The following is a 14,340-nucleotide window of genomic DNA, read 5'->3' as shown; positions in this document are numbered from 1 at the left end:
CTATTCCTAAATTATCTGATGTGACGTTTGAAGAGTGGATTGAGACTATATATCAAGAAAATAATAAGTTTAAAGTAGGAGAGAATTATCCTGATAAATTTACTTTGATTCATGGTGATGTAGTGTGCTTCAAAAGACTTATTATTCACCCCAATAAAATTAGAAAAATGTGGATAGAAGATGGGCGTATATATGTACAGTTTAATATGACTAAAGGGGAGAGAGATGAATTGTTAGAACATAAAATTGGAAGTGCTCCATTTTATAAAATTAATCAAGATAGATGTAACAAGTGCGGAAGAGATTATACTCAATGTGCTTGTGTGAAATTTATCGATGAGAATGTTTACGATGAAGTTGTAGAAGCCGATTTGCTAGGATTGATATGGACAAATCGAAATGCATTCTGTTCTAACGAACAACTTTAATTTATCCATTAGAGAAGATTAGAGAAGAATATTTTAAGTTTTGTGCAAATCGGAGATGTTTTCAACTCCCAGTATATCTGACAGAAAAATCAAATAGAAATAGTACCTGAGACGATAGAAAGAAAGAAAATCTATCGTCTTTTATTTTACCCAAAATCAGGAGGCAAGATGATAAGGATCAGAAGTCCCACAAAGGAAATAATCAAATAGTATGAGCGTTAGCGATTGGAAAAGAAAAACTCCGGTCGCTTTTTTTATTGAAAAGAAGAAATTTTTAATGAAGTAAGAAATGATTAACATCAACGCCAACTTATTGGCAGAGCCTACTTTCTCAAGTTTTGAAAATGAAGGAGAGAAAGTAGAAGTTGTAAACTTCACGCTTGTAAAAAAGTACGGTAAAGGCAAGGAGTATATTAACTTTGCAACCTATAGAGAAAAAGCTGAAAAAGAGGGAAAAACTTACAAAAACTTTGTAGTGAAGTCATATAACAAGATTGAAAAGAAAGAAGAAAACGAGGAGGAATAACTTATAGCGTTTTTTATATAGGCAGTTAATGTATTAAAGATTTTGGTTATGGCAGTAGGTGCAGGACTTGGAGCATGGAGCGTTATCAACTTGATGGAAGGATATGGTAATGACAATCCCGGTGCTAAGAGCCAAGGTATAAAGCAGCTGATGGATAGGTAGATGTAAACAAGAAAAGAAAGGAAAAGCACAATCCAGAAGGAACAGACGATTGTGCCAAGAAATGTTTATGAGTTAGCAAGAGTGCTGATATAATAGAAAAAGGATCATTAGTGATAGATGACACAAGAGAAAGGCAGAAAATATGCATATAAGCTATAAACCCCTCTGGCATATATTAATGAGCGCAGAATGAAGCAAACATGGAGTTGAAAAGTATAGTTGCAATGAAAATGTATAAATCAAAAACTTGGCAGCACGAAGTTACTGGAAGTTATGATACAATTCTTTTTGGTAAAAGCATATTTAAATACACATGGAAAGAGACTGGAGAAATTGTATTGATAAAAGATTCGTTCAACAATCAGATCTGCAGATTATCGATTTATACTGTGAATATTGATGGAGAATCCCATAGTTTTGCCGCTGGAGAATTTAGTAATGGTTAGTGGAGATTCTATTTGTTTAGATATTGAGTATGTTAAAATAATATAAGCAAACTAGAATTGACCGAGCTCTTCAGAGCGAGGGATGCTTCTTGACAGTTAGGTCAAGGAGATGAAAAGAAAGAGATAGAGGACATTGAATTTATGGAGGTGGATGATTTGAATATAGAAACCTTTTTTGATGATATAGTTTCACAAAATAAAATTGAGGACATATTTCCGAGATGATGCTATTATAAAAAGCCATTGTACCAATGAAATGTTTACTGTTGAATAATATATTAAAGCTAATTGTGAATATCCATGAGATTGGGATGGGAAGATAGAACGCATTGATAAAACTAATAATATTATTATTCTGGTGTGTCAACTATTTTTGAAGTATAAAAGCGTATCATTTCATGTGGTAAGTTTTATTAGAGTAGAAAACGATTTAATTGTCGAAATGGATGAATACTTAGCAGATGATGTATTGGCATCAGAATGGCGTAGAAAAATAAAAATAGGGAAGCCTATTTATTAAATTTGAATTTCTGAGGGATGACGATGAGCAAGCTAAATAACTTAATTGAAAGAATGGAAAACGAAATAGATACAGATAATTTCATTGAAATAATGGATGATTGTATACAGGAAATTGAAGAAAGTGGTATTGGCATTAAAGCAGTGGAACCACTATTACAATTTATAGAGCGACACCCACTTTCTGATTTTGGAGCACCGGGTTCGATTGTCCATTTTGTAGAAAAATTTTATAAGCAGGGATATGAACCTCTCTTAATCTCTTCTATCAAACGATGTCCCACTATGCACACTATTTGGATGTTGAACAGAGTGAAAAACGGAGAGCAAGAGCAACAGGTATACTTTGCGATTTTAAATGACATTGTTCATAATAAGGATATTGATGAAGAAATAAGAAGAGAAGCTCAAGACTTTTTGTCTTGATAAATCCCAGTTTATAAAGATAAAAAGGATTTGTATAGACGTGAACTTAAATTTGTCGGGGAGGGGGTATTTATGTGGATGATATTGGGAATAGGGTCAATAGTGTTTGCAATCCTTAATTTGGTCCGGGCATTTCATGATAAAAACGCAAAATGGTTCTACGCTTGAAAGGAAGTGCAATAACTATTTTGAATATAGTGCCAAGTAGACACTTGACTATACTCAAAGTCTGTATGAAAAGAAACTGATTACTTACCCCAGAACAGACAGCAGGTGTTTAACAGAGGATATGATTGTGAGTACAGTCAACAACACTTTGGGTAAAAATGACTTTGATACAGAGCGTATCAAGGTAGTATTTAACTCTAAAAGGTTACGGACAATCATGCAATCATACCGACAATCAGTTCCGTAAAAAAAGATGTTTCTGAATTACCTTTAAGTGAAGCAAAAGGTTACTTCCTTATATCCGATAAATTTAATGCAAGTGTAGGCTATCCTCTGATTGAAAATATAGCAAAGATTGTAGCTTCATTTGACGGTTTTGAACTTACAAGTTCAGGTAAGGTAATTAAAGATGAAGACTTTAGCAAATACCTTAAAGAATACAAATCAAAAAAGAGTGAAAATACTGTATTGTCCGATGTAAGTGTTGGTGATGTTTTGAGCGTTGGAAAATAAAGAGGTTAAAGAAAAATTTCCCCAACCTCCGAAATACTTTACTGAAGATACGCTTTTAAAGGCTATGGAGATTACAGGAAATGACGTACTTGAAAAAGGTGTGGAAATGGAAAGAAAAGGACTTGGTACTCCTGCAACAAGAGCAGGGATTATTGAAACCTGATCTTTAAAGGATTTGTAGAAAGAAATAAGAAAAATCTTTGTAGCCACACATAAAGGAGTTAGCCTCGTAACAATAGTATCTGATACATTTAAGCCAGCAGAAACAACAGCAAAGTGGGGAAATGGAGCTATCCGATATTGCTCCAGGAAAATCATCAAAGGAAGAATTTTTAGAAGCGGTTGAAAATGAGATAAAAGAGACTGTTCTGACATATAGTAAGTAAGAGACAACTAATTTCAGAGTGGAACAAATGCCCTAAAAATATTATAATATTTTGTAGGAAAAATAGGGTGAAAGGAAGTATGAAAGATATATTTATGGCTACAGTAAAAGTTATGGCAAAAGGACAGGTTACTATCCCGAAAAGGATAAGAGAACTTTTGAATTTAGAAAATGGAGATTATGTTACTTTTGTAGTCAATAAAGATAGAGTTGAAATTCTAAATTCCGAAGTTTTTATTGAAGAAAACATTGGGAAATAAAGGGTGGTGAAAAGCAGATGATGATAGATGAAATAAAGAAGTTAATTCAAAATGGAGAGAAGATAGATGTCGAGTTTAAAGAATCCAAAAATGCTTTAACCAAAGATGTCTTTGATACAGTATGTTCTTTCAATAATAGAAATGGTGGACATATTTTACTTGGTGTAAATGATAAAAGAGAGATTGTTGGTGTTAGTAAAGAGAAAGTTGATAAAGTGATTAAGGAATTTACTACGGCGATCAATAATCCGCAAAAGATGTATCCGCCACTTTATTTGCTCCCTGAAATCTTTGATATAGACGAGAAAAAAGTAATTTACATCAGAGTTCCGGAAGGCTATCAGGTGTGCAGGCATAATGGAAGAATTTGGGATAGGTCTTATGAGGGAGACATCAATATAACAGACCATTCCGAACTTGTATATAAGCTATACGCAAGAAAGCAAGGAAGCTATTTTATTAATAAAGTATATCCGAATCTTGATATTGATTTTCTTGATGCTTCTGTTATTGATAAAGCTAAGAAAATGGCTGTTTTCCGAAATAAAAATCATGTTTGGGCGAATATGAGCAATGAAGAACTTCTTAGAAGTGCCAATTTGATACTGACCGATCCGGAAACAAAGCGCGAGGGAATTACATTAGCAGCTATTCTGTTATTTGGAAAAGACAACTCTATTATGTCCGTTCTTCCACAGCACAAAACTGATGGTATATTCAGAGTTGAAAACAAGGATAGATATGATGATAGAGATGTTGTCATAACGAATCTGATTGATAGCTATGATATGCTTATTGAGTTTGGGCAAAAGCATTTGAATGATTTATTTGTATTGGACGGAATAGTCAATGTCAATGCAAGAGATAGGATACTTAGAGAGATAGTTTCCAATACATTGGCTCATAGGGATTATTCAAGTGGGTATCCTGCAAAGATGATTATTGATGATGAGAGAATTACTGTTGAAAACAGCAACTTGGCTCATGGTATGGGAGCATTAGACTTACAGAAATTTGAGCCATTTCCTAAAAACCCTGCTATATCAAAGGTGTTTAGAGAAATAGGTCTTGCTGATGAATTAGGCTCAGGAATGAGAAATACCTACAAGTACACACAGCTTTATTCAGGACAAAATCCGCTATTTGAGGAAGGAGATATATTTAGAACGATTATTCCTTTGAAGAAGATAGCGACGCAAAAGGTGGGTGGAGGGAATGTCCCTCAAGATGTCCCTCACAGTGTCCCTCACGATGTCCCTCAGGGCAGAGATGAACTGATTAAATTTATAAAAACACAAATAAGATTAAATAATAAAATTACAAGACAGGCTATTGCAGAAGGTGCAGGGGTAAGTGTAAAGACGATACAAAGAACTTTGAAGGAAATAGATAATTTGCAATATGTAGGTAGTGGAAATAATGGTCATTGGGAACTTAACGAGTAAAAGTAAGTTGCAGAACCATGATTTTTAGTAGGTAATTGATTTTTAAAAGTACCATGCAATAAGGTTTTGTAGCAGAAAAATTAAGTTGCAGTAAGTTGCAATACACAGAATCAAAAGGTGATTAGAGTAAAATCTAACCACCTTTTTTGTTTGGAAAAAAGAAGAAGGTAAAAATGCGAATAAATGATTTTTATAACATTTTGGAGCTTGTGAGTTCTCCGAAAAATGATTTAAAACAGAAATTTAATCCTGAAGGAATAACATTTCCGATGATTTTTGATAGCTCTAATAATGTAGAGACAGACCAAGAGAAAAAACAGACATTAGTCGAGTATATTATGGAATCATCAGATCAATTTAGCCAGTTAATTGTTTCGGCAATAGGATTTTTAGAAAAAGATTATAGCATTAATTCGAATATAAATATAAAAGTTTTAGAAAATAAAAAATATAACTTACTAAATAATGAGATGCATGTTCAGAATTATGAGATTTTACAATGTATGAATGATGTTTAATGTAGTAGGGGTTAATAAGGAGCTGGTTATCTCGCCATCTCCTTACCCAAATAAATCCCATAATTTTTCCGTATCTTGTAAAGCTCGTTCATCTGGTTTTTGAGGACGAATACTCTTGCATGAGGGTATTCTTCTTTTCTTGCAATTTATCAAGTCTGTCCAAAATATCCTTTGAATTTGGCAGCTTGGAATATGATTTTTTAAGCTCTGGAAGGGCATTTTCATATATGGTAATCTGAGCTTTGTATTTTTCGAAAAATGTAAGAGTATAATATATTTGTGACAAAAATAAAAAATAAGAAGGCTCTCTATTATAATGAAAGTTGCTAAACCGAATCATTATCTCAAAGGAGGGGCCTTCTTATGTCATCTATTATAACTGAAGAATTACGCTTTCGTAAACTAATTTGTGAATATGCTATCAAACATAAAAACAATGCTGAAGCAGCTAGACGGTATAATACAAGTAGACAACAAGTACAACGTTGGGTAAAGCGCTATGATGGAACGATTGCATCCTTACGGTTAAAGAGCCGTAGACCTCACTCACATCCGAATCAACATATAGCAGAAGAGTTATCGCTAATTAAGCGTGTATACTCGAAATTTAAGCATGAAGGGTTGGCACAAGTATATATAGAAGCTAAGAAACGCGGATATACTCGCTCCTATGGATCGATGTGCTGTCAAATACGCAGGCATATACCTAAGACAAAGGAATCTAAACAATATTATAAAAGCAATTGGAAGCCTGATGTAGTTACATATCCAGGTGAAAAAGTTCAAATTGATATTAAATATGTACCTAATGAGTGCTTACTATTTGACACTAATGGCATTAAATACTACCAAATTACGGCTATAGATGAATACTCTAGGAAACGTATACTATCCATTGTAGACGAGAAGAGCGTAACTAATACGAGTAGATTCTTAGTAGATTTAGAGGCTCGTATGGGCTTTAAAATACATACGATACAGACAGATAATGGACGAGAGTTTACTAATTATGGTCTTAAGGAGCGAGAGTGTTTGTTTGATCGCGTATTACGTAAATTAGGGATAAAACATAAGCTAATACGTCCATTTTCTCCATGGCAAAATGGAAAGGTAGAGCGAAGCCATAAGGTTGATGGAGAGAGATTCTATATAAGAAAGTTTAGGAGTCTTAATGCTCTTTTAAAGGCACATCAACGATATGCAAGTAGATATAATAACATAGCACAGAAAGTATTGGGGTTTAAATCACCCAATGAATATATAGCAGAGTACTTCTTAAATAAATCTTTAGGAGGTTGTGTCACAAATGTTTGACTACTGTAGAGCTTTTACTAGCGATGATGTTAGAATCCGTATTAAGAAGACATAAAAAATGATATAATAAAAGGAAATACATTGATACAAACGATTACATTGTGTATAAGGATATATAGATGAGTGAGAAGAAGAAACAACAGAAAGCACCGGTGTGCGTTGGACATACATATACGATAGAGATTCGCGGCACCGGCAGTAGTGGCGAAGGGGTAGGCAGATACGAAGGGTTTACAGTATTTGTGCCCTATGCTTTACCGAATGAAGCGGTGCAAGTGAAGATTACTATAGTCAAAAAGAATTATGCTGTAGGAGATATTGTAGAGGTGCTCACACCATCTGCAGAGCGAGTGGACCCGCAATGTGAGGTATATGGCAATTGTGGGGGCTGCCAATTACAACATGCGTCCTATACAGAACAATTACGACTAAAAACAGAATCTGTGAAAGCCGTTATCGAACGGATTGCTAAATGTGACCCAGAGTTAGTATTACCTTGCATAGGGCCAGAAGAACCATGGAGATATCGGAATAAGATGCAAATGCCTGTAGGTGGAACCGTAGATAAAATTCGTATGGGATTTTACCAAAAGGGATCCCATAGCATCATTAACCATGAACATTGCCCTATTCAAGATGTAGGCAATGATGAGATTCGTAAAGTTTGCTACGAGGCTATGAATGAATTAGGTATCGAGCCTTATGATGAGCATACCGAAAGAGGTGTGATTCGTCATGTTATAGGGCGGATTGGCAAAGACGAATGGATGGTTATTCTCGTAAGCCGTACAGCTAGTATTCCGCAGGAGCAAGAATTAGTGAATCAGATTGTACAGGCTTTACCACAAGTGACATCCATCGTAGTGAATCACAATCCGAAACAAACGAATGTGATCTTAGGACCTACGAATCGTACCATTTATGGAAAAGACCAAATTACGGATTATATTAAAGATTTATCCTTTCAGTTGTCACCGCATTCCTTCTTTCAAGTGAATCCAGAACAAACCACGGTACTCTATGATACAGCTTTGGAATTTGCGGACTTGAAAGGCCGTGAAATGGTGATAGATGCGTATTGTGGAACAGGAACTATTTCTTTGTTCTTGGCTCACAAAGCAAAACATGTCATTGGAATTGAAATCGTTGAGCCTGCCATCAAAGATGCGAAAAAGAATGCAGAACGAAATGGATACGATAATACAGAATTTATCGTAGGCGATGCAGCGGTGGAAATGCCTAAGTTGTATAAACAAGGCATTAAGCCAGATGTGATTGTATTCGATCCCATCCGTGCAGGCTGCAAAGAAGATGTATTACATGCTGCTGTTGGGATGGGGCCAGAACGGATAGTGTACGTGTCTTGTAACCCATCCTCCATGGCACGAGATATAGAAATACTGACAAAACAGGGCTACCAATTGGTGAAAGTTCAACCAGTGGATATGTTCCCGCAGACGTATCATACAGAAGCTGTGGCGCTGCTTACTAGGAGTGAAGCCATGCAGTAAGCATTAGATCGGCCTATATCAGTGGATGTCCAAGAGTTCGAGGGAAGCGAATTTGATTAATCATCACAGTTGATGTAGAATACAATTGAGATCTTTATTACAGAAGCTACTAAGTATAGTGCTTTCATATAAATATATATATTTTATAAAGGAGGGGTAGTATGATTTGGTCATGTATTATTGGTGGATTGATTGGATTTATTGCAGGTAAAATTACTAAAAAAGCTGGATCTATGGGTATTATTGCTAGAATTATTGCAGGCTTAATAGGTTCTTCTGTGGGACAAGCAATTTTTGGCACTTGGGGGCCAAGCTTAGCTGGGATGGCTTTGATTCCTTCAGTCATTGGTGCAGTGATTGTCATTGCTGTAGTATCTTTTTTCTTTGGAAAGAAAAAGTAAAAATATGTTAATTAAGTAGAGAAGAAACATAAGTTAGTATATGGATGCGTGTATATATATTTATAGATGGTCTTTTATACTACTTATGTTTCTTTTAATTTGAGAATATATTTATTTCTCACGTATAACCGAAAGTTATTTGACGAATGACGATCGTGTATTGTAAGATTAAAGATAATTACATATAGGTGAAAGAACTGATAAGATATTAGAAAGTTTTAATTCATAAAGTCTTTTAGAATATATCTAAAGTTGTTTTATGATGTTTGTAATCAATAGTGGTTACCTAATTTATATAAGAAGAGGGTATCTTTTTTATACGATAGGTGCACTATGGATTTTTTATAAAGATGATTAATTATATATCCGTTTAATCATTATGTTTTATTCGAAAGGAGGATATAGGTTTTAAGTTTAGGGTATAAATATTTTATTTTTGAAAGGGCGTACGTTATGTTAAAAAGATTATTTATGCTTGTAACCACGATTATGGCATTTTTAATGATTGCTGGTTGCGGTGGCAATACAGATCAGGCGAGAGCTGATCGTGCAGCCAAGGGAGAAATTGTTATTTCCATGGGGAAATATATGATTAATGGTGGTTATGACCCTACTAGTGGATGGGGTATGTGGGCTGCGGATCCATTCCACTCTGCGTTATATACAAGAAATGATAAAAAAGAACTGGAAATGGATTTAGCGAAAGATGTAACCATATCTCCAGATGGCTTGCATTATACATTTAAAATTCGTGATGATGTTAAGTTCTCTGATGGTCAACCACTAACAGCTAAAGATATTGTATTTACTTATGAAACAGCACAAAAGGCAGGTGGCTATGTAGATCTTACTTTCATGGAATCAGTCGTGGCAAAAGATGACTATACGGTAGAATTTACATTGAAAAAACCTTGGTCTCCATTTCTTGAAATAACTTCTACATTGGGGATTGTACCAGCCCATGCGTATAATAAAGAAACTTACGGTTCACAACCAATTGGTTCTGGTCCATGGAAAGTAGTGGCATTCCAAAAAGAGCAACAGTTAATTATGGAACCGAATGAATATTATTATGGTGAAAAACCAAAATTAAAAAAAGTGACAGTTTTAAATATTGCTGAAGATGCTGCAGTAGCAGCGGCTAAATCTGGTCAAGTGGATGTTTTATTCTTGAACTCTGACTATGCGAATGCAAAAGTAGATAATATGAAAGTATTTACGATGCAAACTATAGCTTCTTTTACATTGAATCTTCCAACACAACCAGAACGTGAAGAAAATGGTATGAAAGTAGGTAATAATATTACGTCTGATCCAGCCATTCGTAAAGCTTTAAATATTGGTATTAATCGTGCAGAAATTATCAAAAATGCATTGAATGGATTTGGTGAACCAACATACATGTATTCCAAAGAGCTAGCATGGGTTAATCCAGAATTAAATATCACAGATAATCGTGTAGAAGAAGCGAAAAAAATTCTTGAAGATGCTGGATGGAAAGACACAGATGGTGATGGAATTCGTGAAAAAAATGGCGTAAAAGCTGAATTTAAAATTTCCGGTCGTTCCAACGATTTACAACGTTATAATACAGCAGTAGCGCTAGCAGCGGATGCAAAAAAATTGGGCATCAATATGATTGCGGAATCTATGGCATGGTCTGATGCTCGTAAAATTGCTCGTAATGTACCTACAATTTGGAATTCTAGTGACTTTAATCCATTGTCTCTTTACATGTATTTCCATAGTTCCCAAATTGGTAAAAACGTAATTAATAACCCAGCTATGTATAGCAATCCAACAGTAGATGCTCATATTGATGCGGCATTGGCAGCTAACAGCTGGGATGAAGCGATTAAAGAATTTAAGTTGGCTCAATGGGATGGAAAAACAGGTATAAAAGAAGATGTACCATATTTATGGATTGCCAATGTATCCGTTCCATATTTAGTTCGTGATGGTCTAGACCTAGGTAATGTAGGCGTTAATCAACGTGGACAAGGCATGGGTATTATAGCAAATCTTTCTCAATGGCAATGGAAATAGTATAGTAAGGATTACATATGAATCAGCAAATTTGGTCTTTTATTAGACAACAACTTATTCGTGTGGTACTTTTGATATTTGCTGTCAGCGTAGTTAGCTTTTTGCTCTTAGTTATTTCTCCGATTGATCCAATTGATGCGTACTTTTCGGGATTATCTGTGACGGAGGAGCAAAAAGCGGCTATGGCTGCTTTCTGGCAATTTGATAAGCCACCAGTAGAACGATACTGTATTTGGGCAGCAGACTTGTTACAAGGTAATTGGGGAGTTTCCTTCCTTTACAATGAACCTGTTATTAATGTCATTGCTGAGAAGTTCCAAGAAACTCTTTTGTTAATGATGCTTTCATGGGTACTAGCTGGATTGGTAGGGTTTTTCTTTGGTATCGTCAGTGGCGTATACGAGGGAACATGGATTGATAAAATCATCAATGGGTTTTCCTTGTTGTGCGTATCTATACCAACCTTTTGGTTAGGCATTGTGGTGCTATTTATTTTTGCAGTGGAATTACAATGGTTTCCCTTTGCCTTATCCACTCCCATTGGTAAAATCGGGGCAGATGTCACATGGGCAGAGCGATTATACCATGTGGTCTTACCCGCATTAACTTTAGCGGTTACGGGTGTATCTGCTATCACTCTACATACGAGACAAAAGATGATCGATTGTTTAGGCACTAATTATATGTTATTTGCAGAAGCTAGAGGGGAAACGCTGTGGCAACGTGTGTTACGACATGGGTTGAGGAATGTAATGATTCCAGCGATTACACTACATTTTGCATCCTTTGCCGAATTATTCGGAGGTGCCATTTTAACAGAAGTCGTATTCTCCTATCCTGGTTTGGGTAGTGCGGTGACACTGGCAGGCCTGCGAGGCGATGTTCCTTTATTATTAGGTATTTCATTTTTTAGTGCCATTTTTGTATTTGTTGGCAATTTAATTGCTAATATATTGTATGCAGTGGTGAATCCAGAAATTAGGAAAGGGGGACATGAGATATGAATGACGATGTAATAGAAGTATCGACTGTTCATTCTTGGACAAGACGTAAAAAAATGTTACTGTTAGCATCTTTTGTATCTGTTGTCCTTGTATTGATTACCATTGCAGGGGCACTTATGCCAGAAGAAAGTTATGCAATCAATTATGGCAATAAATACGCAGAGCCGTCCTTGCAATATATATTTGGTACTGACCATATGGGAAGAGATATGCTATATCGTTGTATCAAAGGTCTATCGATTAGTATTCAAGTAGGATTATTGGCTGCTTTTGTCAGTTCTTGTATAGCATTGGTGCTAGGAACTTTATCTGCTACCTTTGGTGGAAAAGTAGATGCCTTTATCTTGTGGCTTGTTGATTTATGTATGGGGGTTCCGCATATTTTGCTAATCCTCATGATTTCTGTGTCCTTAGGGGGAGGAATGAAAGGTGTTGTCATCGGTGTGGTGGCGACACATTGGGCTCGCTTAACACGATTGATACGGGCAGAGGTCATGCAACTTCGTAAAGAACCATATGTGTTGGCAGCGCGTAATTATGGTCATTCCTATTTCCGTATTGCCAAAGAGCATTTTGTGCCACATGTTTTACCACAATATATCATTGGTCTTGTGTTATTGTTTCCTCATGCTATCTTGCATGAAGCTGGCATTACCTTTTTAGGCTATGGGTTACCATTAGACTTACCAGCTATTGGTATCATATTGTCTGAATCGATTCGTCATATCTCTTTAGGATTATGGTGGTTGGCCTTTTTCCCTGGTATGACATTAATGGTTGTGGTATTTTTCTTTGATCGATTGGGAGAAGCTTTAAAAGAGTTATTCGACCCTGCACATTCACAGCGATAGGAGGTTCTCATGAAAGAAGAATTATTGCGGGTAGAGAACCTTGCAGTCACGTTTGAAATGTACCAAGGGAAACTTTCAAAACACCATGTACAGGGGATTAAGGACATTTCATTGAACGTCTATACAGGAGAAATATTAGCCGTGGTCGGTGCCAGCGGGTCAGGAAAAAGCTTATTAGCGCACGCTATTATGGGATTATTGCCTTATAACTCTACTGTGGAAGGAAAAATTTTTTATAAGGGAGAAACTTTAACTTCAAAGCAACAAGAACTCTATCGTGGTTCAGAGATGGCTCTAGTACCACAGTCGATCACCTATTTGGATCCGACTATGAAAGTGGGAAAACAAGTTGTTGGACTAACAGGGAATATGGCGGAACAAGAAGCCGTATTTGCGAAATTAGCATTGCGTGAAGGTGTGAGTCGTATGTATCCCTTTGAACTATCTGGTGGTATGGCACGGCGCGTGCTAGTATCGACAGCATTGATTAGTCATGCTCAGTTTATTGTAGCGGACGAACCAACTCCTGGTATGGAAATGAAAGATGCTGTGCAAGCCTTACAGATGTTCCGTGATATGGCGAATGAAGGAAAAAGCTGTATGCTCATTACCCATGACTTAGATTTGGCCATTCATGTGGCAGATCGCGTAGCTGTATTTTATGATGGCCGATTAATTGATGTGACAGAGGCAAGAAACTTTCAAAGTCCAGAATTGTTAACACATCCGTATACACGTGCTTTATTTAATGCATTACCACAGAATGAGTTTAGGGACTATTCTAAAGCAGAAGTTGAACAATTTTTGATGACAAAGGAGGGATATGATGTTAGACATTAAAAGTCTCACCTTTGGGTATCATGCGGATGAACTGGTGCTGAATGATGTGTCTTTACAAATCGAACAAGGTAAGCGCATAGCATTGTTGGGGCCTAGTGGATATGGTAAAAGTACATTAGCTAAAATTTTAGCAGGGTATATGCTACAACGAAGTGGCAGTGTCATCTTAGATGGGCAAGACATTCGGGAGATACAAGGATACAATCCGATTCAATTGATTTATCAGCATCCTGAAAAAGCCTTAAACCCTAGATGGAAACTCAAAAAGAGTTTAGATGAAGCTTGGGATATTCCAGAGTCCTTATTGGATCGTATGGGCATCGAAAGAGAATGGTTGTCTCGTTGGCCTAATGAATTATCTGGTGGTCAATTACAACGTATCTCTATTTTACGTGCTCTTTCACCACAGACGAAAGTATTGATAGCAGATGAGATTACCGCTAGTTTAGATGCGATTACACAAGCGCAATTATGGTCTGTCATTTTAGAAGAAGTAGATAAGCACAATATGACATTGGTGCTGATTACGCATAATCGTCATTTAGCAAACCGAGTTTGTGAAGAATTAGTGGAAATG

The 14,340-nt window shown here is 36.1% G+C and carries 15 protein-coding genes and 3 pseudogenes; 17 read left to right on the top strand and 1 reads right to left on the bottom strand.

All coding sequences use genetic code 11. The annotated features are described in order from the left end of the window. From HMPREF9200_RS08760 to HMPREF9200_RS07185, 9 genes and pseudogenes are all read left to right on the top strand, one after another. Positions 1-428, top strand: a 428-nt coding sequence (locus tag HMPREF9200_RS08760; RefSeq protein ID WP_009354060.1) for a hypothetical protein, incomplete at its 5' end; no start/stop codon positions are given. A 289-nt stretch (positions 429-717) separates the two neighbouring features. Next, positions 718-954: a hypothetical protein gene (locus HMPREF9200_RS07220; protein ID WP_009354055.1), complete on the top strand. Its 237-nt coding sequence runs from the start codon at positions 718-720 to the stop codon at positions 952-954. Between the two features lie 3 nt (positions 955-957). Next, positions 958-1,107 (top strand): annotated as a pseudogene (locus tag HMPREF9200_RS07215) (Maff2 family mobile element protein); the annotation flags it as partial. A gap of 209 nt (positions 1,108-1,316) precedes the next feature. Continuing rightward, positions 1,317-1,562: a hypothetical protein gene (locus tag HMPREF9200_RS07210; protein ID WP_255260741.1), complete on the top strand. Its 246-nt coding sequence runs from the start codon at positions 1,317-1,319 to the stop codon at positions 1,560-1,562. 543 nt (positions 1,563-2,105) lie between these two features. Continuing rightward, complete coding sequence (locus tag HMPREF9200_RS07205) at positions 2,106-2,507, top strand: hypothetical protein (protein WP_009354051.1); 402 nt, start codon at positions 2,106-2,108, stop codon at positions 2,505-2,507. 157 nt (positions 2,508-2,664) lie between these two features. Then, a pseudogene (locus HMPREF9200_RS07200) lies at positions 2,665-3,574 on the top strand (DNA topoisomerase); the annotation flags it as partial. A gap of 79 nt (positions 3,575-3,653) precedes the next feature. After that, the gene (locus HMPREF9200_RS07195) at positions 3,654-3,833 is read left to right on the top strand and encodes an AbrB/MazE/SpoVT family DNA-binding domain-containing protein (RefSeq protein ID WP_038145158.1); all 180 of its coding nucleotides are present in this window, start codon (positions 3,654-3,656) and stop codon (positions 3,831-3,833) included. 17 nt (positions 3,834-3,850) lie between these two features. Beyond that, positions 3,851-5,278: a helix-turn-helix domain-containing protein gene (locus tag HMPREF9200_RS07190; RefSeq protein WP_009354052.1), complete on the top strand. Its 1,428-nt coding sequence runs from the start codon at positions 3,851-3,853 to the stop codon at positions 5,276-5,278. A 173-nt stretch (positions 5,279-5,451) separates the two neighbouring features. Next, entirely contained in the window at positions 5,452-5,796 is a 345-nt protein-coding gene (locus HMPREF9200_RS07185) for a hypothetical protein (RefSeq protein WP_038145154.1), read from the top strand. A gap of 26 nt (positions 5,797-5,822) precedes the next feature. Here the strand turns inward: HMPREF9200_RS07185 and HMPREF9200_RS07180 are convergent. Next, positions 5,823-6,055: pseudogene (locus HMPREF9200_RS07180) on the bottom strand (endonuclease); the annotation flags it as partial. A 104-nt stretch (positions 6,056-6,159) separates the two neighbouring features. Here HMPREF9200_RS07180 and HMPREF9200_RS07175 point away from each other — a divergent pair. The 8 genes from HMPREF9200_RS07175 to HMPREF9200_RS07140 form a co-directional block, all read left to right on the top strand. Further along, positions 6,160-7,110 carry an IS481 family transposase gene (locus HMPREF9200_RS07175; RefSeq protein WP_009354056.1) on the top strand — a complete coding sequence of 317 codons (951 nt, stop codon included), beginning with the start codon at positions 6,160-6,162 and terminating at the stop codon, positions 7,108-7,110. A 119-nt stretch (positions 7,111-7,229) separates the two neighbouring features. After that, entirely contained in the window at positions 7,230-8,621 is a 1,392-nt protein-coding gene (rlmD, locus tag HMPREF9200_RS07170; protein WP_009354054.1) for a 23S rRNA (uracil(1939)-C(5))-methyltransferase RlmD, read from the top strand. 161 nt (positions 8,622-8,782) lie between these two features. Beyond that, positions 8,783-9,022, top strand: coding sequence for a GlsB/YeaQ/YmgE family stress response membrane protein (locus HMPREF9200_RS07165; protein WP_009354058.1), 240 nt, complete (start codon positions 8,783-8,785; stop codon positions 9,020-9,022). 453 nt (positions 9,023-9,475) lie between these two features. Then, positions 9,476-11,068: an ABC transporter substrate-binding protein gene (locus HMPREF9200_RS07160; RefSeq protein ID WP_038145150.1), complete on the top strand. Its 1,593-nt coding sequence runs from the start codon at positions 9,476-9,478 to the stop codon at positions 11,066-11,068. Positions 11,069-11,085: 17 nt separating this feature from the next. Next, complete coding sequence (locus HMPREF9200_RS07155) at positions 11,086-12,072, top strand: ABC transporter permease (protein WP_009354062.1); 987 nt, start codon at positions 11,086-11,088, stop codon at positions 12,070-12,072. Continuing rightward, the gene (locus HMPREF9200_RS07150) at positions 12,069-12,923 is read left to right on the top strand and encodes an ABC transporter permease (protein WP_009354053.1); all 855 of its coding nucleotides are present in this window, start codon (positions 12,069-12,071) and stop codon (positions 12,921-12,923) included. The genes HMPREF9200_RS07155 and HMPREF9200_RS07150 overlap by 4 nt, the downstream gene beginning before the upstream one ends. Positions 12,924-12,932: 9 nt before the next feature. Continuing rightward, positions 12,933-13,763, top strand: coding sequence for an ABC transporter ATP-binding protein (locus tag HMPREF9200_RS07145; RefSeq protein WP_009354061.1), 831 nt, complete (start codon positions 12,933-12,935; stop codon positions 13,761-13,763). Continuing rightward, positions 13,750-14,340, top strand: a 591-nt coding sequence (locus HMPREF9200_RS07140) for an ABC transporter ATP-binding protein (RefSeq protein WP_009354049.1), incomplete at its 3' end; no start/stop codon positions are given. The genes HMPREF9200_RS07145 and HMPREF9200_RS07140, both read left to right, overlap by 14 nt.

It is taken from the genome of Veillonella sp. oral taxon 780 str. F0422 (assembly GCF_000221605.1).
Taxonomy (GTDB): domain Bacteria; phylum Bacillota; class Negativicutes; order Veillonellales; family Veillonellaceae; genus F0422.
The sequence above is the reverse complement of the archived record's forward strand: the minus strand, read 5'-3'. Positions and strand labels throughout refer to the sequence as shown.